General features: G+C 53.1%; 20 protein-coding genes, 3 tRNA genes, 3 rRNA genes and 1 pseudogene. 17 read left to right on the top strand and 10 right to left on the bottom strand.

Going from position 1 to position 24,847, the window contains the following annotated elements:
* Positions 1-57 precede the first annotated feature (57 nt).
* From OVA10_RS20440 to tilS, 3 genes are all read left to right on the top strand, one after another.
* A complete protein-coding gene (locus tag OVA10_RS20440; RefSeq protein ID WP_268196705.1) occupies positions 58-2,196 on the top strand; it encodes a lysine decarboxylase LdcC in 2,139 nt (712 codons plus the stop codon).
* Positions 2,197-2,254: 58 nt separating this feature from the next.
* Positions 2,255-2,644, top strand: a complete 390-nt coding sequence (locus OVA10_RS20435) for a VOC family protein (protein ID WP_100777544.1) — start codon at positions 2,255-2,257, stop codon at positions 2,642-2,644.
* A gap of 62 nt (positions 2,645-2,706) precedes the next feature.
* Entirely contained in the window at positions 2,707-3,993 is a 1,287-nt protein-coding gene (tilS, locus tag OVA10_RS20430; RefSeq protein ID WP_268196704.1) for a tRNA lysidine(34) synthetase TilS, read from the top strand.
* A 28-nt stretch (positions 3,994-4,021) separates the two neighbouring features.
* Here the strand turns inward: tilS and rof are convergent, their stop codons facing one another.
* Positions 4,022-4,282: a Rho-binding antiterminator gene (gene rof / locus OVA10_RS20425; RefSeq protein ID WP_100777542.1), complete on the bottom strand. Its 261-nt coding sequence runs from the start codon at positions 4,280-4,282 to the stop codon at positions 4,022-4,024.
* The gene (locus OVA10_RS20420; RefSeq protein WP_095280858.1) at positions 4,269-4,469 is read right to left on the bottom strand and encodes a YaeP family protein; all 201 of its coding nucleotides are present in this window, start codon (positions 4,467-4,469) and stop codon (positions 4,269-4,271) included. The genes rof and OVA10_RS20420 overlap by 14 nt, the downstream gene beginning before the upstream one ends.
* A 198-nt stretch (positions 4,470-4,667) precedes the next feature.
* On the opposite strand from OVA10_RS20420, the gene OVA10_RS20415 reads away from it, so the two are divergent.
* From OVA10_RS20415 to nlpE, 3 genes are read left to right on the top strand one after another with little or no spacing between them, the layout of a single operon-like run.
* Positions 4,668-5,213 (top strand): YaeQ family protein, encoded by a 546-nt coding sequence (locus tag OVA10_RS20415; protein ID WP_181827361.1) that lies wholly within the window; start codon positions 4,668-4,670, stop codon positions 5,211-5,213.
* Entirely contained in the window at positions 5,210-5,632 is a 423-nt protein-coding gene (arfB, locus tag OVA10_RS20410; protein ID WP_268196919.1) for an alternative ribosome rescue aminoacyl-tRNA hydrolase ArfB, read from the top strand. Before OVA10_RS20415 ends, arfB begins: the two co-directional genes overlap by 4 nt.
* A gap of 34 nt (positions 5,633-5,666) precedes the next feature.
* Entirely contained in the window at positions 5,667-6,365 is a 699-nt protein-coding gene (gene nlpE, locus OVA10_RS20405) for an envelope stress response activation lipoprotein NlpE (RefSeq protein WP_100777539.1), read from the top strand.
* Positions 6,366-6,418: 53 nt separating this feature from the next.
* On the opposite strand, the gene proS is transcribed toward nlpE, so the two are convergent.
* The 6 genes from proS to metN all read right to left on the bottom strand — a co-directional run bounded on the left by proS (position 6,419) and on the right by metN (position 11,998).
* A complete protein-coding gene (proS, locus tag OVA10_RS20400; RefSeq protein WP_268196703.1) occupies positions 6,419-8,137 on the bottom strand; it encodes a proline--tRNA ligase in 1,719 nt (572 codons plus the stop codon).
* Positions 8,138-8,250: 113 nt separating this feature from the next.
* Positions 8,251-8,958, bottom strand: a complete 708-nt coding sequence (tsaA, locus tag OVA10_RS20395) for a tRNA (N6-threonylcarbamoyladenosine(37)-N6)-methyltransferase TrmO (RefSeq protein WP_129036410.1) — start codon at positions 8,956-8,958, stop codon at positions 8,251-8,253.
* Positions 8,955-9,359, bottom strand: a complete 405-nt coding sequence (gene rcsF, locus OVA10_RS20390; RefSeq protein WP_100777536.1) for an Rcs stress response system protein RcsF — start codon at positions 9,357-9,359, stop codon at positions 8,955-8,957. Before rcsF ends, tsaA begins: the two co-directional genes overlap by 4 nt.
* 107 nt (positions 9,360-9,466) lie before the next feature.
* A complete protein-coding gene (gene metQ, locus OVA10_RS20385; RefSeq protein WP_100777535.1) occupies positions 9,467-10,282 on the bottom strand; it encodes a methionine ABC transporter substrate-binding lipoprotein MetQ in 816 nt (271 codons plus the stop codon).
* A 38-nt stretch (positions 10,283-10,320) separates the two neighbouring features.
* Positions 10,321-10,974, bottom strand: coding sequence for a methionine ABC transporter permease MetI (locus tag OVA10_RS20380; RefSeq protein WP_014830730.1), 654 nt, complete (start codon positions 10,972-10,974; stop codon positions 10,321-10,323).
* On the bottom strand, positions 10,967-11,998 hold the full coding sequence (gene metN, locus OVA10_RS20375; RefSeq protein WP_123429449.1) for a methionine ABC transporter ATP-binding protein MetN: 1,032 nt from the start codon (positions 11,996-11,998) through the stop codon (positions 10,967-10,969). The genes OVA10_RS20380 and metN overlap by 8 nt, the downstream gene beginning before the upstream one ends.
* Positions 11,999-12,186: 188 nt before the next feature.
* Between metN and gmhB the strand changes: the two genes are divergently transcribed.
* From gmhB to dkgB, 8 genes are all read left to right on the top strand, one after another.
* Complete coding sequence (gmhB, locus tag OVA10_RS20370; protein ID WP_107702211.1) at positions 12,187-12,753, top strand: D-glycero-beta-D-manno-heptose 1,7-bisphosphate 7-phosphatase; 567 nt, start codon at positions 12,187-12,189, stop codon at positions 12,751-12,753.
* A gap of 371 nt (positions 12,754-13,124) precedes the next feature.
* Positions 13,125-14,664: ribosomal RNA gene (locus OVA10_RS20365) — 16S ribosomal RNA — on the top strand.
* Between the two features lie 71 nt (positions 14,665-14,735).
* Positions 14,736-14,812 (top strand) — tRNA-Ile (locus OVA10_RS20360).
* A gap of 62 nt (positions 14,813-14,874) precedes the next feature.
* Positions 14,875-14,950 (top strand) — tRNA-Ala (locus OVA10_RS20355).
* 207 nt (positions 14,951-15,157) lie between these two features.
* Positions 15,158-18,064: ribosomal RNA gene (locus OVA10_RS20350) — 23S ribosomal RNA — on the top strand.
* Between the two features lie 93 nt (positions 18,065-18,157).
* Positions 18,158-18,273 (top strand): 5S ribosomal RNA (gene rrf, locus OVA10_RS20345).
* The 16S, 23S and 5S rRNA genes sit together here with 3 tRNA genes alongside, the layout of an rRNA operon.
* Before the next feature lie 54 nt (positions 18,274-18,327).
* A tRNA-Asp gene (locus tag OVA10_RS20340) sits at positions 18,328-18,404 on the top strand.
* 163 nt (positions 18,405-18,567) lie between these two features.
* On the top strand, positions 18,568-19,371 hold the full coding sequence (gene dkgB, locus OVA10_RS20335) for a 2,5-didehydrogluconate reductase DkgB (RefSeq protein WP_268196700.1): 804 nt from the start codon (positions 18,568-18,570) through the stop codon (positions 19,369-19,371).
* Here dkgB and yafC read toward each other — a convergent pair.
* Positions 19,368-20,305, bottom strand: a pseudogene (gene yafC / locus OVA10_RS20330) (DNA-binding transcriptional regulator YafC). The gene dkgB and the pseudogene yafC sit on opposite strands and share 4 nt — an antisense overlap.
* A 104-nt stretch (positions 20,306-20,409) precedes the next feature.
* Here yafC and OVA10_RS20325 point away from each other — a divergent pair.
* The 3 genes from OVA10_RS20325 (at position 20,410) to OVA10_RS20315 (ending at position 23,372) form a co-directional block, all read left to right on the top strand.
* On the top strand, positions 20,410-21,585 hold the full coding sequence (locus OVA10_RS20325) for an MFS transporter (RefSeq protein ID WP_107702208.1): 1,176 nt from the start codon (positions 20,410-20,412) through the stop codon (positions 21,583-21,585).
* 138 nt (positions 21,586-21,723) lie between these two features.
* The gene (locus tag OVA10_RS20320; RefSeq protein ID WP_100777529.1) at positions 21,724-22,524 is read left to right on the top strand and encodes an endonuclease/exonuclease/phosphatase family protein; all 801 of its coding nucleotides are present in this window, start codon (positions 21,724-21,726) and stop codon (positions 22,522-22,524) included.
* Positions 22,525-22,601: 77 nt separating this feature from the next.
* Entirely contained in the window at positions 22,602-23,372 is a 771-nt protein-coding gene (locus tag OVA10_RS20315) for a class I SAM-dependent methyltransferase (RefSeq protein ID WP_181827365.1), read from the top strand.
* A 55-nt stretch (positions 23,373-23,427) separates the two neighbouring features.
* Here OVA10_RS20315 and mltD read toward each other — a convergent pair whose 3' ends face one another.
* Positions 23,428-24,786 (bottom strand): murein transglycosylase D, encoded by a 1,359-nt coding sequence (mltD, locus tag OVA10_RS20310; RefSeq protein WP_102104398.1) that lies wholly within the window; start codon positions 24,784-24,786, stop codon positions 23,428-23,430.
* Between the last annotated feature and the right edge of the window lie 61 nt (positions 24,787-24,847).

Below are 24,847 nucleotides of genomic sequence, written 5' to 3'. Positions count from 1 at the left end.
TTATACCTGCCGTTTACCTCGGCTATGCTTATCTAATGTTTTTCAAGGAGGTAGACCATGAACATCATTGCCATCATGGGTCCACATGGCGTCTTTTATAAAGACGAGCCCATCAAGGAGCTGGAAAAATCACTGCAGTCCCGCGGATTTCAGCTTATCTGGCCGAACAACAGCGCCGATCTGCTGAAGGTTATCGAACACAATCCGCGCATCTGTGGCGTCGTTTTCGACTGGGATGAGTACGACCTGGAGCTGTGCAGCGATATCAATCAACTTAATGAATATCTGCCGCTGTACGCCTTTATCAATACCCATTCGACGATGGACGTCAGCGCTCACGATATGCGCATGGCGCTGTGGTTTTTTGAGTATGCCCTCGGCGCTGCCGACGATATTGCGACGCGCATCGAGCAATACACGCATGAGTATCTCGATAACATCACGCCTCCTTTTACCCGCGCGCTGTTCAATTACGTAAAAGAGGGCAAATACACCTTCTGCACGCCGGGCCATATGGCGGGTACGGCGTATCAGAAAAGCCCGGTGGGCTGCCTGTTCTACGATTTCTTTGGCGGCAACACGTTGAAAGCGGATGTCTCGATTTCGGTCACAGAGCTGGGATCGCTGCTGGATCACACCGGCCCGCATCTGGAGGCGGAAGAATATATTGCCCGCACCTTCGGCGCCGAGCAGAGTTATATGGTGACGAACGGCACGTCGACTTCCAATAAGATTGTAGGGATGTATGCCGCCCCGGCCGGAAGTACGCTGCTGATTGATCGCAACTGCCACAAATCGCTGGCCCATCTGCTGATGATGAGCGATGTCGTCCCGCTCTGGCTGTCGCCGACGCGAAATGCGTTAGGCATCCTGGGGGGCATTCCACGCAGGGAGTTTTCCCACGCCGCCATAGAACAAAAAGTCGCATCTGTTGAAGGGGCGAGCTGGCCCATTCACGCCGTTATCACCAACTCGACCTACGACGGGCTGCTTTACAACACCAACTGGATCAAACAGACGCTGGATGTCCCCTCGATCCACTTTGATTCCGCCTGGGTTCCTTACACGAATTTCCACCCGATCTATGCGGGCAAAAGCGGAATGAGCGGTGAGCGGGTGCCGGGCAAAGTGTTCTTCGAAACCCAGTCGACTCACAAGATGCTGGCGGCGTTCTCGCAGGCATCATTGATCCACATTAAGGGCGAATACGACGAAGAGACCTTCAACGAAGCCTTTATGATGCACACCACCACATCGCCGAGCTATCCGCTGGTGGCCTCGATTGAAACGGCAGCCGCGATGCTGAGGGGGAATCCGGGCAAACGCTTGATCAATCGTTCGGTGGAGCGAGCGCTCCATTTCCGCAAAGAGGTCCAGCGACTCAAAGACGAAGCCGACGGCTGGTTCTTTGATATCTGGCAGCCGGAGGAGATTGATGAAGCGGAGTGCTGGTCCGTCGCGCCAGGCGAGAGCTGGCATGGATTCCGCGATGCTGATGCGGATCATATGTTCCTCGATCCGGTAAAAGTCACCATTCTGACGCCGGGAATGGACGAGCAGGGGACGATGAGCGATGACGGCATTCCCGCTGCTCTGGTGGCGAAATTCCTCGATGAGCGCGGCGTAGTGGTAGAGAAAACCGGGCCGTACAATCTGCTGTTTTTGTTCAGTATTGGCATCGATAAAACCCGCGCAATGGGGCTGCTGCGAGGACTGATGGAGTTCAAACGCGCCTACGATCTTAATCTGCGGGTAAAAAATATGCTGCCGGATCTGTATGCCGAGGATCCAGATTTCTACCGCAATATGCGGATCCAGGATCTGGCTCAGGGGATCCACAAGCTGATCCGCCAGCACGATCTGCCCCGGCTGATGCTGCAGGCGTTTGACGTTTTACCTGAAATGAAACTGACGCCGCACAAAGCCTGGCAACGTCAGGTGAAAGGGGAAGTGGAAACTATCGAGCTGGAAAATCTGGTGGGACGCATATCGGCGAATATGATCCTGCCTTATCCGCCAGGCGTTCCGCTGTTGATGCCGGGCGAGATGATTACCGAACAAAGCCGGGCTGTGCTCGATTTCCTGCTGATGCTGTGCTCGGTGGGGCGGCACTATCCCGGATTTGAGACTGATATTCACGGGGCGAAACGCGATGACAACGGTGGCTACTGGGTGCGAGTCTTAAAAAATAGCTGAGCCCTTGCGTGCCAGGGGGCTCAGTTGTAACGTTTACTCCTCATAAAAAGGAGAGGCTATGCTGGGTTTAAAACAGGTTCACCATATTGCGATCATTGCGACTGACTATGCCAAAAGTAAGGCATTTTATTGCGACATTCTCGGGTTCACGCTGATGAGCGAAGCGTATCGCGCCGAGCGTGATTCGTGGAAAGGTGACCTGGCGTTGAACGGGCAATATGTGATTGAGCTGTTCTCTTTTCCTTTCCCGCCAGCACGCCCGTCGCGACCTGAAGCCTGTGGGCTTCGCCATCTGGCCTTTAGCGTAGGGGATATTGAGCAGGCGGTGCAGCATCTCGACGCGCATGGCGTGAAGTGCGAAGCCATTCGCATCGATCCCTTTACTGACAAGCGCTTTACATTCTTCAACGATCCGGACGGTTTGCCGCTGGAGCTTTATCAGCAGTAATGCTTGCCATCCATGACAATGCTCGGTAATTTTCCGGGCATTGTCTCTCTGTGAACGCCTCTATGACCCGACCTGCGATTGCCCAGTCAGTTTCTCCTTACCGCCAGCTGCTGGTGGGCTTTAGCGGTGGCCTGGATTCAACCGTCCTGCTGCACCGGCTGATGCTATGGCGCGAACAGGAACCGGATGTGCAAATCCGCGCGATTCATATTCATCACGGGCTGAGTCCCTTTGCCGATGAGTGGGTCGCTCACTGCGAGTCACTTTGCCTGGCCTGGAATATCCCGCTTTTGATTGAACGTGTGACGCTGTTGGATGAAGGTCTCGGGACTGAAGCTCAGGCACGGAAAGCGCGCTATGCTGCCTTTGAGAAATCACTTCTGCCCGGCGAAGCGATTGTCACGGCGCAGCATCTCGACGATCAGTGTGAAACCTTCTTATTAGCGCTCAAACGCGGCAGCGGCCCGGCAGGATTATCCGCGATGGCTGAGCGCAGTGAATTTGTCGGTACGCACTTATTACGCCCATTGCTGGGTGAAACCCGCGCTTCGCTGGAGTGCTGGGCGCAGGAACATCATCTTCGTTGGATTGAAGATGAAAGCAATCAGGATGACGCCTACGACCGGAACTTCCTTCGCCTGCGCATTTTGCCCGAACTTTCTCAGCGTTGGCCGCATTTTGCCGAGTCGACGGCAAGGAGTGCGAAATTATGCGCAGAGCAGGAGAGCTTGCTGGATGAACTCCTCAGCGAGGAGCTGGAGAGCCTGATGTCGCAAGAGCGAGCGCTGCGCATTGCGCCGCTGCAGGCGATGAGCGCGGTGCGCCGTGGAGCGCTGCTGCGACGCTGGCTGGCCGGTCATAATGCCCAGATGCCCTCGCGCGACATGCTCAACCGCATCTGGGAAGAGGTCGCGCAGGCGCGCGAAGATGCCAATCCGTGCTTACGCTTTAACGATTTTGAACTGAGACGCTACAAAGAGCATCTCTGGTGGATCAAGCATCAGCCGTCACTGGCCGATGAAATCCTTCCGTGGAGTAATATCCGTGAGCCACGGGAACTGCCGCAGGGTGCGGGCCAGGTTTGTCTTGAAGGTGCCGGGAATGTACGGCTGCCGGAAGCGGGTGAAAAGGTAACGATCCGCTTTAAGGCCAGCGGGAATTTACACATTGTGGGTCGTAACGGCGGGCGCAAGCTGAAAAAAATCTGGCAGGAGTGCCATATCCCGCCCTGGCTACGTGATTCCACGCCTCTGCTTTTTTATGGCGAAAACTTGATTGCGGCGGCGGGCGTGTTTATCACGCAGGAAGGCTGGGCGGAACAGGGTGTGAGTTTCGAGCGGAAAGCGTAACGGGCAGTGAGCTGCCCGTTAAAAGGAATTAGGATTCGCTCACCACGACGGTGCCGATATCCGGATGACTAAAGCTGGCAATTTTATCGAGACGAAGTTCACGCGTTGCACCTGCGTCTTCGACGACCAGATATTCAACGTTCTTACGTGATACAAGGTCACTCGCTTTTGCTTTCAGCTCCTCGCCGTCTTTTAAGGCCAGCGCCAGGATCAGGTGATTCTGGCAGGCAAGCTCGAGGTTATCGTAGTCATCACAGTTGATGGGTTGATAGGTATCATTCATTGACATAATCGCTCACCAGTAAATTCGCAGCAGCATACGCCGCTTTTTCCCTGACCGATTCTGAAAGGCTGGCGTCCGACGCCACTTCATTCAGCACTTTCAATACACAGCCCAACGCATCCGGGATATACCCCAGATCTCCGCTGGCAATTTCCGCATACCTTTTGCGAATTAACTCACAATAATTTTCCACATCCCCTCCTGCCAGCGCACTGACGTTACTGTGAGATACACTTAAGCCTACGAAGATAAACTCGGTTTAGCAAGGTGACTATACCATACTCATTCAAGCAATATCAGCGCCTTGATATTGCTGAGATTCGCCGCTGCGTAACAGCCTTTTGGCCGGAATTTCGCTACAATGGGCACCTGATTCGAATGGAGTTCTCTCATGGCGCTGAAAGCGACAATTTATAAAGCGGTAGTCAACGTAGCTGACCTTGACCGCAACCAGTTTCTCGATGCGTCGTTAACGCTGGCCCGTCACCCGTCCGAAACGCAGGAGCGCATGATGCTGCGCCTGCTGGCGTGGATTAAGTACGCCAATGAACGCCTGCAATTTACGCGTGGTTTGAGCGCTGAAGAAGAGCCGGAAGCCTGGCTGCGTAACGATCATATGGGTATCGATTTGTGGATCGAACTAGGTCTGCCGGACGAGCGTCGTATCAAAAAGGCCTGCACTCAGGCGGCTGAAGTCGCGATTTTCGCCTATAATCAGCGTGCTGCGGAGATCTGGTGGCAGCAAAACCAGCGTAAATGCGCGCAGTATTCGCACCTTTCGGTGTGGTATCTGGATGACGAACAGCTGGCACAACTGACCGCGTTTGCCACCCGTACGATGGCACTGCAGGCGACGATTCAGGATGGGTCAATCTGGCTGTCTGATGCTCAGAATAATCTGGAAATTCATCTGACTGCGTGGCAATCCCCGTCATGATTGTGGTGTCCCGAAGCGTTACCATTCCTGATAATGAGCTGGAAATTACCGCGATCCGGGCTCAGGGGGCGGGCGGCCAGCATGTAAATAAAGCCTCAACGGCGATTCATCTGCGCTTTGACATTCGGGCCTCCAGCCTGCCAGAGTCCTATAAAGAAGCCCTGCTGGCTGCCAGCCATCATCTGATTACCAGCGATGGCGTCATCATTATTAAGGCGCAAGAGTACCGCAGCCAGGATTTAAATCGCGAAGCCGCACTTTCCCGGCTGGTGGCGGTCATACAGGAGCTTACGGCGGTGCAAAAAAGCCGCCGGGCCACGCGACCGACGCGGGCGTCGAAAGAGCGCCGATTGTCATCAAAAGCGCAGAAATCCACCGTAAAATCACTGCGTGGAAAAGTACGTCGGCCCCAGGAATAACGTACCAGGATTACATTGCTATAAGGAATTCATCGTGAATAAAGCGATATTGTCAGTGTTGGCCGCGTCCACACTGTTTGCATTAATAGGGTGTAACAACCGCGCCGAGATGCAGACTCTGCAACCGACGCACTCCGAAGAGTTAAAGCCGATGCAGCAGAGCTGGCGCGGCGTTCTGCCATGCGCAGACTGTGAAGGTATTGAAACGACTCTGTTCCTGGAAAAGGACGGTTCATGGGTGATGAACCAGCGCTATCAGGGCGCGAAAGAGCCCTCTTCCTTTGCGTCTTACGGCAAATGGGCACGCACGGCTGAGAAGTTGGTGCTGACGGATGCTGAAGGCGAGAAAACCTATTTCCGTGCCAAAGGCGAGGGCATGGAGATGCTGGATCGAGAAGGGAATCCAATCGAGTCCCAGTTTAATTACACCCTTGCGCCAGTTAAAGCGGCGCTGCCGTCCACCCCAATGGCAATGCGCGGCATGTATTTCTACATGGCGGATGCAGCGGTCTTCACCGACTGTGTAACAGGCAAAAAAGTGAGTGTGGCGAATAATGCCCAGCTGGAACGTGATTATGCCGTGGCGCGCGGGAATGACAGCAAGCCGGTACTGTTGACGGTGGACGGTCACTTCACGCTGGAGCCGAACCCGGACAGCGGTGAGATGGTCAAAACGCTGGTAACGGATAAGAATGCAAAGTTTGTGGCGGGTAAAGACTGCGACAGTAAGTAAGACTGAATCAGACGTAAAAAAAAACCCCGCCGAGGCGGGGTTTTTTTTATGTCTTAACCTTTGATGGCTTTCACCAGGTAATCAAGAATGTCGCCAGTCTTGATCATCTGCTTCTCGCCGCTGCGACGGTATTTGTATTCAATCTCGCCGCTGTCGAGGTTACGGTCGCCGATGACGACTGTGTGTGGGATACCGATCAGTTCCATATCCGCAAACATCACGCCCGGACGCTCTTTACGGTCGTCCATCAGCACTTCGATGCCCTGCGCGCGCAGTTCGCTGTACAGTTTCTCAGCCAGTTCCTGAACACGGTAAGACTTGTGCATATTCATTGGCAAAATCGCGACCTGGAACGGCGCGATATTGTCTGGCCAGACGATGCCGCGCTCGTCGTGGTTCTGCTCAATGGCAGCAGCCACAACGCGCGTCACACCGATACCGTAGCAACCCATGGTCAGGGTCTGGTTACGACCGTCTTCACCCTGAACGGCTGCGTTCAGCGCCTGAGAGTACTTCGTCCCTAGCTGGAAGATATGGCCTACTTCGATGCCGCGTTTAATCTGAAGATGACCCTGGCCGTCCGGGCTTGGATCGCCGGCAACCACGTTACGGATATCCGCCACTTCTGGCGTCGCAGTGTCGCGATCCCAGTTGATGCCAAAGTAGTGCTTACCGTCGATGTTCGCGCCAGCAGAGAAATCGCTCATCGCGGCAACGGTACGGTCGATAACGACTGGAACCGGCAGATTAACCGGACCCAGTGAACCTGGACCTGCGTTAACCACCGCGCGGATTTCCGCTTCGGTAGCAAATGTCAGCGGGCTTGCGACCTGCGGCAGTTTTTCGGCTTTTACTTCGTTCAGCTCGTGATCGCCACGAACCAGCAGGGCAACCAGCGGATACGCGCTACCTTCAACGGATTTCACCAGCAGCGTTTTCACCGTTTTCTCAATCGGCAGATTGAACTGTTCAACCAGCTCGGCGATGGTTTTCGCGTTTGGCGTGTCGACCAGTTTCATCTCTTCGGTCGCCGCTGCGCGCGGAGTGGCAGGTGCCAGCGCTTCGGCAAATTCGATGTTCGCCGCGTAGTCAGAGGTATCGGAGAAGATCACATCATCTTCGCCGCTCTGAGCCAGCACCTGGAATTCGTGAGAGGCGCTACCGCCGATTGAACCGGTATCAGCCTGTACAGCGCGGAAATCCAGACCCATACGGGAGAAGATTTTGCTGTAGGCACCGTACATCACGTCGTAAGTTTCCTGCAGGGATTCCTGTGAAGTATGGAAAGAGTAGGCATCTTTCATCAGGAATTCGCGGGAACGCATCACGCCGAAACGCGGGCGAACTTCGTCACGGAACTTGGTCTGGATCTGGAAGAAGTTCAGCGGCAGCTGTTTGTAAGAGTTCAGCTCGTTACGGATCAGGTCAGTGATCACTTCTTCATGCGTTGGGCCGAGCACAAACGGACGCTCGCCGCGATCAACAAAGCGCAGCAGTTCCGGGCCGTACTGCTCCCAGCGACCACTTTCCATCCACAGGTCAGCGGGCTGAACCACAGGCATGGACACCTCGATAGCACCGGCGTTGTTCATCTCTTCACGCACGATGTTTTCGACTTTTTTCAGGACGCGCAGGCCGGTCGGCAACCAGGTGTACAACCCGGAGGCCAGCTTGCGGATCATCCCGGCGCGCAGCATCAGCTGGTGGCTGATGACTTCAGCGTCGGCAGGTGTCTCCTTCAGTGTGGAGAGCAGATATTGGCTAGTACGCATGTTGTTACGGTTCCATTTCGACGATTGGACCAGGCTGAAACGTCAGACTGACACAAAAAAAGTGGTTTAGTTTACCAGTGTGGCAAAGATGCCAAAAGAGAGGAAAAATAAAATTAGCGCTCTTCCAGCGCAAAGACTTCAAAACCTGCCTCGGTGACGCGCCAGCGTACGTTAAAATCGAGCAACAGGACGGCGTATGTTTTGCCTGCCTCTTCCTCTTTTCTGTAGGCGGGTCGCGGATCTTGCGCCAGAACGTCGACAATAAAATCTTTCAGGCGAGGGTAACGCTTTTCCAGATGCAGGAGCTGTGCGCAGACCGCTGCCGTGAATCCAACGGGCATATCTGCCGTTGGGGCCTGCTGGGCATAGCTCGCGCGAGCGTCGGGCAGTGCTTCGGCAAAAGGCAGATAGGGTTTGATATCCACCACGGGCGTGCCGTCGACCAGATCCAGACTGCCTAACTGCAGAATCACCTGATCCTTCTGGCAGCGAATGCCTTGTAGCTCAACGAGCGACATGCCTACAGGATTTGGGCGGAAGGTCGAACGCGTGGCAAACACCCCCATTCTGGCATTCCCGCCCAGTCGGGGAGGGCGTACCGTCGGGCGCCAGCCACCTTCCATCGTTTGATGAAAGATAAACAGCACCCACAGATGGCTGAATGCCTCCAGGCCACGCACCGCATCGGCCTGGTTATAAGGGGCAATTAAGTGAAGTTCGCCGCCGCAGCTTTTGACCAGACCCGGCTGGCGTGGCACGGCAAACTTCTCTTTATAAGGCGAGCGGATAACACCTATCTGCTCAAACTGAAATGCACTCATTTAGCCGTGACGTTAAGGGCGTTGCCCATACACACAGCCTGACGATAGCAGCCTGGCGTACCGCTGGTAACTTCACAGCTGTGCAGCAAGACGGCGTTGGCTTTCATTTTGGCGGCATTAATCTGCAGGCGTTTACGCGCCGTTGGGATGTTTGGCGGAGAGTCCTGATTGCTGGCCTGGCAGGATTCGCCGGTGACTTCACCCAGATCGCGGAATGGCTTGCCAATCAGATCTTCAGCTTTGGTGTAGATTCTTACCGGCGCAGGACGCGGCGGTTTTGGTTTTGCTGGCTCCACCTTCGGTGGGGTTGCAGTGCTTTTAACAGGTTCAACAGGAGATCTGCTTAGCATTGAACAGCCGCTCAGCATGAGTGCTAAAAGACAGATCGGTAAAGCACGCATAATATTTCCTCAATGAATAATCAAATCGTCAGTTATTGAATCAGTTGCCTGCATAAATGACAAGACGGGCTTTCGCCCGTCTTGAATGATATTACAGAAAGGTCAGATTACCAGCCTTTAACAGCGCCGCCGTTAAACACTTTGTTGGCTTCCTGGTAAACTTCTTCAGACTGGTATGCCTGAACGAATTTTTTCACGTTTTCCGCGTCTTTGTTATCTTCGCGGCTCACGATCAGGTTAACGTACGGGGAGTCTTTGTCTTCAACAAAGATGCCGTCTTTTGCCGGCGTCAGGCCAATCTGGCTGGCGTAAGTGGTATTGATCACCGCCAGAGCAATCTGCGCATCGTCCAGAGAGCGTGGCAGCTGTGGTGCTTCCAGCTCAACCAGCTTCAGGTTTTTCGGGTTTTCAGTCACATCCAGCACGGTTGGCAGCAAGCCCACGCCATCTTTCAGTTTGATCAGACCCACTTTCTGCAGCAGCAGCAGGGAACGGCCCAGGTTGGTTGGGTCGTTAGGAATCGCGACCTGAGAACCCGGCTGCAGTTCTTCCAGAGATTTGATTTTTTTAGAGTAGCCAGCAATTGGGTAAACGAAGGTGTTCGCTACGGCAACCAGTTTGTAGCCACGATCTTTAATCTGCTGATCCAGGTATGGTTTGTGCTGGAAGGCGTTAGCGTCGATGTCGCCTTTGCTCAGCGCTTCGTTCGGCAGAACGTAGTCGTTAAAGGTAACCAGCTCAACGTCCAGGCCATACTTCTCTTTTGCGACTTTCTGCGCTACTTCTGCAACCTGCTGCTCAGCGCCAACAATGACGCCCACTTTGATATGGTTTGGATCTTTTTCATCCTGACCGCAACCCACCAGAGCCAGGGAGCCGATCAGTGCGCCTACCGCAGCAAAGGTCTTCAATTTAAACGTCATGTTATATCCTTAATTCGTCGAGTTTGCGTTGTGTAACGTTATTTGTGAGTAACAGCCCGGACGATGCGATCGCCAGAGAATTGAATGAGATAAACCAGCACAACCAGCAATATCAGAACGGTGTTCATTACGGTAGCGTTATAACCAATATAACCATATTGATAGCCGATCTGACCCAGACCACCCGCCCCGACAGCACCGCCCATGGCGGAATACCCGACCAGCGTGATAAGGGTAATCGTGGCCGCATTCACCAGACCTGGCAGCGCTTCGGGTAACAGCACTTTGCGTACGATCTGCATTGGCGTCGCGCCCATGGCACGAGAGGCTTCGATCAGACCGGTTGGAATTTCGAGCAGAGCATTCTCAACCATACGCGCGATAAACGGCGCGGCGCCTACGGTCAGCGGCACAATGGCAGCCTGCAGACCAATCGATGTCCCCACGATGACACGAGTAAATGGAATCATCCACACTAGAAGGATGATAAAAGGAATCGAACGGAAGATGTTTACCAGCGCAGAGAGCGTGCGATAAAGCTTCGCGTTTTCGATAATTTGCCCTGGACGCGTGACGTACAGCAGCACGCCAACCGGCAGGCCAATCACAAAACCAAAGAATCCTGATACGAAGGTCATTGCCAGCGTTTCCCAAACGCCGCGAACCAGCAGCCACATCATCGGCTCAGACATAACCCAGTACCTCTACTTTTACATGGTGTTCCTGCAGCCAGGCAATTGCGGCTTGCGTCTCTTCTTGTGTTCCGTGCATTTCCGTCAGCATGATGCCGAACTTCACGCCACCGGCGTAATCCATCTGAGCGCTAATAATGTTGTTATTCACATTAAAGCGACGTGCGGTTTCGGAAAGCAGAGGGGCGTCAACGGACTGACCGGTGAATTCCATGCGCAGCATTGGAACGCTGTCAGGAGCTGATTCCACTTTTAAACGCGCCAGATAATCTTCCGGAATATCCAGGTGCAGAGTGGATTGAATGAACTGCTGGGCAAGGGGCGTTTTCGGATGCGAGAACACTTCGCTGACGGTGTCCTGCTCGATCAGTTCACCGTTGCTGATTACCGCAACGCAGTCGCAAATGCGCTTAACGACATCCATCTCATGAGTAATAAGAAGGATGGTCAGCCCGAGGCGACGGTTAATGTCTTTCAATAATTCCAGAATAGAGCGGGTGGTTGCCGGATCCAGTGCGCTGGTGGCTTCATCGCAGAGCAGCACTTTAGGGTTGCTTGCCAGCGCACGGGCAATCGCCACGCGCTGTTTCTGGCCACCGGACAGATTAGCCGGGTAGCTGTCATGCTTATCAGACAGGCCAACCAACTCCAGCAGCTCGGTTACCCGGCGCTTCACCTCTTCTTTTGGCGTGTTGTCCAGCTCCAGCGGAAGCGCAACGTTACCAAAAACAGTGCGTGATGCTAGCAGGTTAAAGTGCTGGAAGATCATGCCTATCTGACGACGGGCCTGAGTTAATTCTTTTTCGGAAAGTTTAGTCAGCTCCTGGCCGCCAACCTGGACGCTACCTTCGGTCGGACGCTCGAGCAGGTTAACGCAACGGATGAGCGTACTTTTACCGGCACCCGATGCGCCAATGACGCCATAAATCTGTCCAGCCGGAACATGCAAGCTGACATTGTTCAGCGCCTGAATGGTTCGGGTTCCTTGCTGGAACACTTTGGTGATATTGGAAAGTTTAATCATTAGATTATTTTTATCGTATGTAAGTTAGCCGTGGCATTTTGTTCTGCCAGATACGGGGTTCAACCGTAAACAAAATGGATGTTAAGGCATCCAGACGTCTAAATCAATCCAACTGTGCGCGATGAGCACTTTCTTGCGCGGTGAAACATGAGATAATAGCGGCACATGCCTTTTTCAGGAGCAAACCCGTGGCAAAATCAGTACCCGCAATTTTTCTCGATCGTGACGGCACCATTAATGTCGATCACGGTTATGTGCATGAGATTGATGAGTTCGAATTCATCGACGGCGTTATTGACGCCATGCGCGAACTTAAAGCGATGGGGTATGCGCTGGTGGTGGTGACCAATCAGTCGGGGATCGCCCGGGGTAAATTTACCGAAGCGCAATTCGAAACGCTGACCGAGTGGATGGACTGGTCACTGGCCGATCGGGATGTCGAGCTGGACGGTATCTATTATTGTCCGCATCACCCGCAAGGGACCGTCGAAGAATACCGCCAGACATGTGATTGCCGTAAACCTCATCCTGGGATGTTTATCTCTGCGCAGGAATTCCTGCACATTGATATGGCCTCTTCTTATATGGTGGGCGACAAACTGGAAGATATGCAGGCGGCAACAGCAGCAGGCGTGGGCACTAAAGTATTAGTGCGCACCGGTAAGCCGGTTACCCCAGAAGCTGAAAGCGCGGCAGATCTGGTACTGAATAGCCTTGCAGACCTGCCAAAAGCGCTCAAAATGCAGCAAAAATAGGCGTCACGTTGAAAAAATGAGCGGTTGAAATAAAAATGTATTTTTCCGCTTGTCATTCCTCTGAAGCTCCCTATAATGCGCCTCCATCGACACGGCAGATGTGAATCACTTCACACAAACAGCCGGTTCGGTTGAAGAGAAAAAATCCTGAGATTCAGGGTTGACTCTGAAAGAGGAAAGCGTAATATACGCCACCTCGCAACGGTGAGCGAAAGCCGCGTTGCACTGCTCTTTAACAATTTATCAGACAATCTGTGTGGGCACTCAAAGTGACATGGATTCTAAACGTCGCAAGACGCTAAATGAATACCAAAGTCTCTGAGTGAACATACGTAATTCATTACGAAGTTTAATTCACGAGCATCAAACTTAAATTGAAGAGTTTGATCATGGCTCAGATTGAACGCTGGCGGCAGGCCTAACACATGCAAGTCGAGCGGTAGCACAGAGAGCTTGCTCTCGGGTGACGAGCGGCGGACGGGTGAGTAATGTCTGGGAAACTGCCTGATGGAGGGGGATAACTACTGGAAACGGTAGCTAATACCGCATAACGTCGCAAGACCAAAGAGGGGGACCTTCGGGCCTCTTGCCATCAGATGTGCCCAGATGGGATTAGCTAGTAGGTGGGGTAACGGCTCACCTAGGCGACGATCCCTAGCTGGTCTGAGAGGATGACCAGCCACACTGGAACTGAGACACGGTCCAGACTCCTACGGGAGGCAGCAGTGGGGAATATTGCACAATGGGCGCAAGCCTGATGCAGCCATGCCGCGTGTATGAAGAAGGCCTTCGGGTTGTAAAGTACTTTCAGCGAGGAGGAAGGCATTGTGGTTAATAACCACAGTGATTGACGTTACTCGCAGAAGAAGCACCGGCTAACTCCGTGCCAGCAGCCGCGGTAATACGGAGGGTGCAAGCGTTAATCGGAATTACTGGGCGTAAAGCGCACGCAGGCGGTCTGTCAAGTCGGATGTGAAATCCCCGGGCTCAACCTGGGAACTGCATTCGAAACTGGCAGGCTAGAGTCTTGTAGAGGGGGGTAGAATTCCAGGTGTAGCGGTGAAATGCGTAGAGATCTGGAGGAATACCGGTGGCGAAGGCGGCCCCCTGGACAAAGACTGACGCTCAGGTGCGAAAGCGTGGGGAGCAAACAGGATTAGATACCCTGGTAGTCCACGCCGTAAACGATGTCGACTTGGAGGTTGTTCCCTTGAGGAGTGGCTTCCGGAGCTAACGCGTTAAGTCGACCGCCTGGGGAGTACGGCCGCAAGGTTAAAACTCAAATGAATTGACGGGGGCCCGCACAAGCGGTGGAGCATGTGGTTTAATTCGATGCAACGCGAAGAACCTTACCTACTCTTGACATCCACGGAATTTAGCAGAGATGCTTTAGTGCCTTCGGGAACCGTGAGACAGGTGCTGCATGGCTGTCGTCAGCTCGTGTTGTGAAATGTTGGGTTAAGTCCCGCAACGAGCGCAACCCTTATCCTTTGTTGCCAGCGGTCCGGCCGGGAACTCAAAGGAGACTGCCAGTGATAAACTGGAGGAAGGTGGGGATGACGTCAAGTCATCATGGCCCTTACGAGTAGGGCTACACACGTGCTACAATGGCGTATACAAAGAGAAGCGACCTCGCGAGAGCAAGCGGACCTCATAAAGTACGTCGTAGTCCGGATTGGAGTCTGCAACTCGACTCCATGAAGTCGGAATCGCTAGTAATCGTAGATCAGAATGCTACGGTGAATACGTTCCCGGGCCTTGTACACACCGCCCGTCACACCATGGGAGTGGGTTGCAAAAGAAGTAGGTAGCTTAACCTTCGGGAGGGCGCTTACCACTTTGTGATTCATGACTGGGGTGAAGTCGTAACAAGGTAACCGTAGGGGAACCTGCGGTTGGATCACCTCCTTACCTGAAAGAACCTGCCTTTGTAGTGTCCACACAGATTGTCTGATGAAAAATAAGCAGTAAAAAATCTCTGCAGGCTTGTAGCTCAGGTGGTTAGAGCGCACCCCTGATAAGGGTGAGGTCGGTGGTTCAAGTCCACTCAGGCCTACCAATTCATTCCTTTGGTAAGTTCTGGCAGGAAATGAACGGGTAATGAGATTTAGCATTTGTGATGGGGTTATAGCTCAGCTGGGAGAGCGCCTGCCTTGCACGCAGGAGGTCTGCGGTTCGATCCCGCATAGCTCCACCATCCTTTTACTGCGAACAACAAGAAAACTTCAGAGTGTACCTGAAAAGGTTCACTGCGAAGTTTTGCTCTTTAAAAATCTGGATCAAGCTGAAAATTGAAACGACACGCTGCGTCTGTTCTCCGTAATAAGAACAGGATGACGGTGTGTTCGAGTCTCTCAAATTTTCGCGACACGATGATGTTTTACGAAACATCTTCGGGTTGTGAGGTTAAGCGACTAAGCGTACACGGTGGATGCCCTGGCAGTCAGAGGCGATGAAGGGCGTGCTAATCTGCGATAAGCGTCGGCGAGGTGATATGAACCTTTGACCCGGCGATACCCGAATGGGGAAACCCAGTGTGTTCCGACACACTATCATGTCATGAATACATAGTGGCATGAGGCGAACCGGGGGAACTGAAACATCTAAGTACCCCGAGGAAAAGAAATCAACCGAGATTCCCCCAGTAGCGGCGAGCGAACGGGGAGGAGCCCAGAGTCTGAATCAGCGCGTGTGTTAGTGGAAGCGTCTGGAAAGTCGCACGATACAGGGTGAAAGTCCCGTACACAAAAATGCACACGCTGTGAACTCGAAGAGTAGGGCGGGACACGTGGTATCCTGTCTGAATATGGGGGGACCATCCTCCAAGGCTAAATACTCCTGACTGACCGATAGTGAACCAGTACCGTGAGGGAAAGGCGAAAAGAACCCCGGCGAGGGGAGTGAAAAAGAACCTGAAACCGTGTACGTACAAGCAGTGGGAGCCTCTTTTATGGGGTGACTGCGTACCTTTTGTATAATGGGTCAGCGACTTATATTCTGTAGCAAGGTTAACCGTATAGGGGAGCCGAAGGGAAACCGAGTCTTAACTGGGCGTTAAGTTGCAGGGTATAGACCCGAAACCCGGTGATCTAGCCATGGGCAGGTTGAAGGTTGGGTAACACTAACTGGAGGACCGAACCGACTAATGTTGAAAAATTAGCGGATGACTTGTGGCTGGGGGTGAAAGGCCAATCAAACCGGGAGATAGCTGGTTCTCCCCGAAAGCTATTTAGGTAGCGCCTCGTGAACTCATCTTCGGGGGTAGAGCACTGTTTCGGCTAGGGGGCCATCCCGGCTTACCAACCCGATGCAAACTACGAATACCGAAGAATGTTATCACGGGAGACACACGGCGGGTGCTAACGTCCGTCGTGAAGAGGGAAACAACCCAGACCGCCAGCTAAGGTCCCAAAGTCATGGTTAAGTGGGAAACGATGTGGGAAGGCACAGACAGCCAGGATGTTGGCTTAGAAGCAGCCATCATTTAAAGAAAGCGTAATAGCTCACTGGTCGAGTCGGCCTGCGCGGAAGATGTAACGGGGCTAAACCATGCACCGAAGCTGCGGCAGCGACGCTTATGCGTTGTTGGGTAGGGGAGCGTTCTGTAAGCCGTTGAAGGTGTGCTGTGAGGCATGCTGGAGGTATCAGAAGTGCGAATGCTGACATAAGTAACGATAAAGCGGGTGAAAAGCCCGCTCGCCGGAAGACCAAGGGTTCCTGTCCAACGTTAATCGGGGCAGGGTGAGTCGACCCCTAAGGCGAGGCCGAAAGGCGTAGTCGATGGGAAACAGGTTAATATTCCTGTACTTGGTGTTACTGCGAAGGGGGGACGGAGAAGGCTATGTTAGCCGGGCGACGGTTGTCCCGGTTTAAGCATGTAGGCGGAGGTTCCAGGTAAATCCGGTACCTTTTTAACGCTGAGGTGTGATGACGAGGCACTACGGTGCTGAAGTAACAAATGCCCTGCTTCCAGGAAAAGCCTCTAAGCATCAGGTAACATCAAATCGTACCCCAAACCGACACAGGTGGTCAGGTAGAGAATACCAAGGCGCTTGAGAGAACTCGGGTGAAGGAACTAGGCAAAATGGTGCCGTAACTTCGGGAGAAGGCACGCTGGTGTGTAGGTGAAGTCCCTGCGGACGGAGCTGAAACCAGTCGAAGATACCAGCTGGCTGCAACTGTTTATTAAAAACACAGCACTGTGCAAACACGAAAGTGGACGTATACGGTGTGACGCCTGCCCGGTGCCGGAAGGTTAATTGATGGGGTTAGCGGCAACGCGAAGCTCTTGATCGAAGCCCCGGTAAACGGCGGCCGTAACTATAACGGTCCTAAGGTAGCGAAATTCCTTGTCGGGTAAGTTCCGACCTGCACGAATGGCGTAATGATGGCCAGGCTGTCTCCACCCGAGACTCAGTGAAATTGAACTCGCTGTGAAGATGCAGTGTACCCGCGGCAAGACGGAAAGACCCCGTGAACCTTTACTATAGCTTGACACTGAACACTGGTCCTTGATGTGTAGGATAGGTGGGAGGCTTTGAAGCGTGGACGCCAGTCTGCGTGGAGCCAACCTTGAAATACCACCCTTTAATGGCTGGTGTTCTAACGTAGACCCGTAATCCGGGTTGCGGACAGTGTCTGGTGGGTAGTTTGACTGGGGCGGTCTCCTCCTAAAGAGTAACGGAGGAGCACGAAGGTTAGCTAATCCTGGTCGGACATCAGGAGGTTAGTGCAATGGCATAAGCTAGCTTGACTGCGAGAGTGACGGCTCGAGCAGGTGCGAAAGCAGGTCATAGTGATCCGGTGGTTCTGAATGGAAGGGCCATCGCTCAACGGATAAAAGGTACTCCGGGGATAACAGGCTGATACCGCCCAAGAGTTCATATCGACGGCGGTGTTTGGCACCTCGATGTCGGCTCATCACATCCTGGGGCTGAAGTAGGTCCCAAGGGTACGGCTGTTCGCCGTTTAAAGTGGTACGCGAGCTGGGTTTAGAACGTCGTGAGACAGTTCGGTCCCTATCTGCCGTGGGCGCTGGAGAATTGAGGGGGGCTGCTCCTAGTACGAGAGGACCGGAGTGGACGCATCACTGGTGTTCGGGTTGTCATGCCAATGGCATTGCCCGGTAGCTAAATGCGGAAAAGATAAGTGCTGAAAGCATCTAAGCACGAAACTTGCCCCGAGATGAGTTCTCCCTGACTCCTTGAGAGTCCTGAAGGAACGTTGAAGACTACGACGTTGATAGGCTGGGTGTGTAAGTGCAGCGATGTATTGAGCTAACCAGTACTAATGAACCGTGAGGCTTAACCTTACAACGCCGAAGATGTTTTGGCGAAGCAGAGACCGATTTTCAGCTGATACAGATTAATTAATGCGCAGGAATGCGTGTTGATAACAGAATTTGCCTGGCGGCTTTAGCGCGGTGGTCCCACCTGACCCCATGCCGAACTCAGAAGTGAAACGCCGTAGCGCCGATGGTAGTGTGGGGTCTCCCCATGTGAGAGTAGGGAACTGCCAGGCATCAAATTAAGTAGTAAACCGGTGCATGATCCGGTGGTTACAGAAGTCTTCGGTGGAGCGGTAGTTCAGTCGGTTAGAATACCTGCCTGTCACGCAGGGGGTCGCGGGTTCGAGTCCCGTCCGTTCCGCCACTTATTAAAAGCCCTGAGTTAACGCTCAGGGCTTTTTCTTGTCTGAAATTTAATTATTGCTATAAACGCAAAAATCCTCTGCATATTTCACTCTTTTTCAACATATCTATACCACGCGATAATCATCCTCAGTTAACGAACATAATGATTAAAGAGGATTTACATGACTATCCCTGCATTCGGTCTTGGCACCTTCCGCCTGAAAGACGACGTCGTCATCGCATCTGTTAAAACCGCTCTCGAATTAGGTTATCGTACCGTCGATACGGCACAAATTTATGGCAATGAAGCGGCTGTAGGCCAGGCCATTGAAGAAAGCGGTGTACCACGTGAAGAATTATTTATTACGACGAAGATCTGGACGGAAAACCTCAGCAAAGACAAGCTGATCCCAAGCCTGAAAGAGAGCCTGGAAAAGCTGCGTACCGATTATGTCGATCTGACGCTCATCCACTGGCCTTCACCAGGTGATGCTGTTTCTGTTGAAGAAACTATGCTGGCACTTCTGGAAGCTAAAAAGTTAGGTTTGACTCGCAACATCGGGATCTCGAATTTCACTATTCCATTGATGGAAAAGGCGATTGCGGCCGTTGGCGCAGAGAATATTACCACCAATCAGATTGAGCTGTCTCCGTACCTGCAAAACCGTAAAGTGGTGAACTGGGCGAAAGAGAAAGGCATTCACATCACGTCGTACATGACGCTGGCGTATGGTAAAGCGTTGAAAGATGAAGTCATAGCGCGTATTGCTGATAAGCACAATGCAACGGCGGCACAGGTTATCCTTGCGTGGGCGATGGGAGAAGGTTATGCCGTGATCCCTTCTTCAACGAAACGTGAGAACCTGGCGAGCAACCTTCTGGCGCGGGATCTCAAGCTGGACGCTGAAGATCAAAAAGCGATCGCGGCGCTTGATTGCAACGACCGCCTGGTCAGCCCGGAAGGTCTGGCCCCAAACTGGGATTAATTTAACTCACCCTCTGTAGCCTCAAACCCTCTCACAGCTCCTTCGGGAGCTGTTTTATATGCTCACTCAGAAAGTCGATAAATGCCCGGATACGGGTACTGACTGCGCGGTCGCTGTAATAAACTGCACTGAAGGGCATCTCCACCGGCAGACGTTTGTCTTCCATCAACTCAACCAGCTCACCCCGGGCTATCTCTTTATTAATCATATAGTCAGACAGACAGGCTATCCCATTCCCGCTAAGGCAGAGCTGTTTCAATGTCTCCCCACTATTAGAGGACAATCCGCTGGTAATCTCATGAAGTTGACCGTCGCTGCAGGCAATCGGCCAGGTATTCAGCGATAACGGCTCTGTAAATCCCAGACAGAGATGGTTTTTTAACTCCTCTACCGTCTCAGGTTTACCATATTGCGCAATATAGTCGGGTGAGGCGATGATTTTGCGATAGCTGGTAAACAGCGGACGGGCGCGCAGACTCGAGTCCGTCAGCGTTCCGGCGCGAATAGCCACATCCACTTTGCGCTCAATCAGGTTGATGAACGTCTCAGAGGATACAAGCGACAAGGTCATCTCTGGGTAACGTTCGCGGAAGGGTTTCACCAATGGCATCAGAAAATGCAGCACGACGGGAGTGGCCGCATCGATGCGCAAAAGCCCGCGCGGTGTACTCCGCGTTTCCATGATCTCTGTTTCTGCTGCGGCCATCTCCTGCAAAATCGACTGCACCCGGCGAAAATAACGCTCACCTTCTTCGGTCAGGCTCAGCTGCCGCGTCGTCCGGTTCAGCAAACTCACCCCAAGCTTCATTTCCAGCTTTTTGACGGAACGGCTAATCGCCGAATTTGCCTGTCCCAGCTGCTCCGCAGCCCGGCTAAAACTCCCGCTTTCCACGACAGCCACGAAGATTGACAGCTCTTCTGAGGTTGCTTTCATTATTGCACCACCCGCAAAATTCTATTGATATTTTGACCATTTTTGTTATTTAAACACTGGCGCATACTTCGTGTCATCTTAATCCTGATGATACGGAGTATTTTATGCCACTGGCGCTTCTTGCCCTGACGATCAGTGCCTTCGCAATTGGCACGACCGAATTTGTCATCGTAGGTCTGGTTCCTACGATTGCCGATCAACTTTCTATCTCTCTACCTTCTGCCGGTTTGCTGGTCTCCATCTATGCGCTGGGCGTTGCGATTGGTGCACCTGTTCTGACAGCGTTAACCGGACGTTTCCCACGTAAACAGCTGTTAATGGCGCTGATGGTGCTGTTTACCGCCGGGAACATCCTGGCCTGGCAGGCCCCGGACTACACCACGCTGGTGATTGCCCGCCTGCTGACCGGCCTCGCGCATGGCGTGTTCTTCTCGATTGGCTCAACCATCGCGACCAGCCTGGTACCCAAAGAGAAAGCGGCATCTGCCATCGCCATTATGTTCGGCGGTTTGACGGTTGCACTGGTGACGGGCGTTCCACTGGGCACCTTTATCGGACAGCATTTTGGCTGGCGTGAAACTTTCCTGGCCGTCTCACTGCTGGGGGTCATTGCACTGATTGCAAGCCTGATCCTTGTACCGTCAAATATTCCCGGTCGTGCGAGTGCCAGTCTCCGCGATCAGGTGAAAGTGCTGACGCACCCTCGATTGCTGATTATCTATGCCATCACAGCTCTGGGCTACGGCGGTGTCTTTACGGCGTTCACCTTCCTGGCGCCAATGATGCAGGATCTGGCCGGCTTCTCGCCGAGTGCAGTGAGCTGGATCTTGCTGGGATACGGGGTCTCTGTCGCAATCGGTAATATCTGGGGCGGCAAACTTGCCGATAAACACGGTGCTGTACCGGCGCTGAAATTCATCTTCGCGGCTCTGGTTGTGCTGCTGATGGTGTTCCAGTTTACCGCCTCCATACAGTACGCGGCGCTGGGCACGATTCTGGTGATGGGGATCTTCGCCTTCGGCAATGTACCCGGCCTGCAGGTCTATGTAGTGCAGAAGGCCGAATTGTATACACCTAACGCCGTAGATGTCGCCTCAGGCCTTAACATCGCCGCCTTTAACGTAGGGATCGCGCTGGGTTCCATTATCGGCGGGCAAACGGTTGAGCACTTTGGTTTAGCGCAGACGCCGTGGATTGGTGCCGTGATAGTCCTGGCTGCTTTCCTGCTGATTGGCCTGAGTGGTCGCCTCGATAAAACGGCTCGTGTAGCACTGGGATAAGTATCAGTAAGCGCTTGCTTACAAAACCAGACAGAGGTTTATGAGTAATTGCGTTGAAAGTGTGACCTAAAATCCCTATAACAGTAGAACCAGTCCGTTTTCCGGGCTGGTTCAATGCTATAGAGGTCGTTTCGAAAAGTGCGAAAAAATACCTATGCCATGCGCTATATTGCCGGACAACCTGCGGAGAGAATTTTGCCTCCGGGGTCGTTTGCGAGTCTTGGCCAGGCATTGCCCGCTGGCGCCCCCTTAAGCAGCGATGACAAAATTCGCGTACTGGTGTGGAATATCTTCAAGCAGCAGCGTGCAGAGTGGTTATCCGTGCTGAAGAATTTCGGTAAGGATGCGCATCTGGTGCTGTTGCAGGAGGCGCAAACTACGCCTGAACTGGTTCGGTTTGCAACTACCAACTACCTCGCCGCAGACCAGGTTCCCGCTTTTGTCTTGCCCCAACACCCCTCGGGCGTAATGACGCTTTCCGCTGCGCACCCGGTTTACTGCTGCCCACTGCGTGAGCGCGAGCCTATTTTGCGTCTGGCAAAATCGGCATTAGTCACCGTCTATCCTCTGCCCGATACCCGCCTGCTGATGGTGGTAAACATCCACGCCGTGAATTTTAGCCTGGGTGTCGATGTGTATAGTAAGCAGTTACTTCCCATTGGCGATCAGATCGCGCATCACAGTGGGCCGATTATTATGGCGGGGGATTTCAATGCCTGGAGTCGTCCGCGCATGAATGCGTTGTATCGCTTTGCGCGCGAAATGTCCTTGCGCGAAGTGCGTTTCACCGACGATCAGCGGCGCAAAGCGTTTGGTCGTCCGCTTGATTTTGTCTTCTATCGTGGTCTGAATGTGCACGAAGCCTCTGTACTGGTGACGCGCGCCTCCGATCACAATCCACTACTTGTTGAATTCAGTCCCGGCAAACCTGAGAAGTAATGGTGCGTCAGGTCTGCCGTCGGGCAGGCCTGTGCAGGTACTGCCCTTTATTTTTATCACAACCAAAGGACAGTACGATGACAACACAATCCCATCATGACAACGTAGAAAAACAGTTCGGTTCCCAGGCAAGCGCCTATCTGACCAGTGCGGTACACGCCTCTGGCCGTGACCTGGTGCGTCTCGGCGAGCGCCTGTCTGCATTTCCGCAGGCGCAGGTTCTTGATTTAGGCTGTGGAGCAGGGCATGCCAGCTTTGTCGCTGCACAGCATGTCGCGCACGTTACCGCTTACGATTTGTCTGGCCAGATGCTCGAGGTTGTCGCCCACGCTGCGAAAGACAAAGGGCTGAATAATATTTCGACCCGCCAGGGCTACGCTGAATCACTTCCTTTTGACGACGAAACCTATGACGTGGTGATCAGCCGCTACTCCGCCCATCACTGGCACGATGTCGGCCAGGCACTGCGCGAAATCAAACGCGTGCTGAAGCCGGGCGGGATTTTTATCATTATGGATATCATGTCACCCGGAAACCCGGTTCGCGATATCTGGCTGCAGACCGTTGAAGCCCTGCGCGATACCTCGCACGTGCGAAACTATTCGAGCGGTGAATGGTTCGCGATGATCACCGAAGCCGGTTTAGTTTCCCGCTCTCTGGTGACGGACCGCCTGCCTCTGGAGTTCTCCTCATGGATTGCGCGTATGCGCACACCCGACACGTTAAGCCAGGCGATTCGTTTGTACCAGGAGAGTGCCTCGGCGGAAGTGAAAGCGTACTTTGAATTGCAGGAAGAAGGGTCGTTTACCAGCGATACGATCCTGGCGGAAGCTCAAAAAGCCGGATAAGAAAAAACAAAAAAGGCACCGGGGGAATCGGTGCCTTTTTCTATAGGTCTGGCTGTCAGGAGTCTGGCGTCGTGCTGTTTTTAACAAACAGTGTCAGCTGATCGCCTGGCTGCAGATTGGCCGTATCGTCATTCCAGCGCATCACATCTTTGATGTTCACGCCGTGCGTTTTCGCGATACTGGACAGTGAATCGCCTTTGCGTACGCGATAAGTAATGCTATCGCTGTTGCGGGCGAGACGCTGTGCGCTGCTGCCAGCGCCAACCGTCAGGTTCTGGCCAACTTTCAGGTTTGAACCGCGCAGATTGTTCCACTGCTGCAGATCCTTCGTGCTCACGCCAAGACGTGATGCAATGCCTGAAATGGTATCGCCGGAACGAACCTTATAGCTACGGCTGCTGACGGATGAAACATCTGCAATCAGCGTTGACTGAACGGCAGCAATTTCACCTGATGCGAGAGACTCACGTAACTGTGCTGCATGCTTCTGCGGCACCAGTACGTACTGAGGCCCATTGGCACCCAGCGTTGAGCCTTTCACGCCTGCGTTAAAGGTCTTCAGCTTTGTCACCGACATTCCCGTCATATCAGCAACCTGTTTCATATCAACCGGGCTGCTGAGGCTCACTCTGGCCAGCGCGCGACTTTCGTCAGACGTTGGCAGATTTACACCATAACGTTTACTGTTTTTGAGAATATCGCTCAAAGCCAGCATCTTCGGTACGTAAAGCTTGGTTTCCTGTGGCAATGAGAGAGACCAAAAATCGGTGGGTTTACCACGCGCCTTGTTCGCTTTCATTGCCTTCATTACCCGACCTTCACCGCTGTTATACGCTGCGACCGTTAACAACCAGTCACCGTCAAACATCTTATTCAGACGTTGCATCATGTCGAGAGCGGCAGTCGTTGAAGCGACCACATCCCGACGCGCATCGTAGCCGCGAGTCTGTTTCAAACCATAATTGCGCCCTGTGCTAGGAATGATCTGCCAAATGCCTGCGGCATTGGCACCAGACGTCGCGTGCGGGTCAAAAGCGCTCTCCACTATGGGTAGTAGTACCAGTTCCATAGGCATGTTACGTTTCTTAACTTGCCCTGCTATCCAGTACATATACGGCTCTGCCCGTAAAGTTACATCGTGGAGATAGCTCTTATTACTTAAATACTTCTGTTTCTGATCGCGAATCCGGTTGTTTTCCGGAATCCCCATCTTCAGCTCGTCGCTAATAGAGGCCCACAAGTCCTGTTCCTGCGCGAATGATGTCCCATCGTCCATCCAACGCGCCTGACTTGTAAACTTCCCTGCTTCCCCTTGACCAGCTGCAGAAAGGCTCTGTGCGTGCTGCTGTATGTTGCCAGTGTTCTGGCACCCAGCAAGCAGGACAGAGGCGAGTAATATCGCTTTTGCCTTCATGTGTGTGTCAATAGTTGCTTAAAAGACGAGCGATAATAACGGCGAAACTTTCAAAAGGCAA

The sequence above is a fragment of the Lelliottia sp. SL45 genome (assembly GCF_026672535.1).
GTDB lineage: Bacteria > Pseudomonadota > Gammaproteobacteria > Enterobacterales > Enterobacteriaceae > Enterobacter > Enterobacter nimipressuralis.
This window is presented reverse-complemented; position numbering and strand designations above follow the sequence as displayed.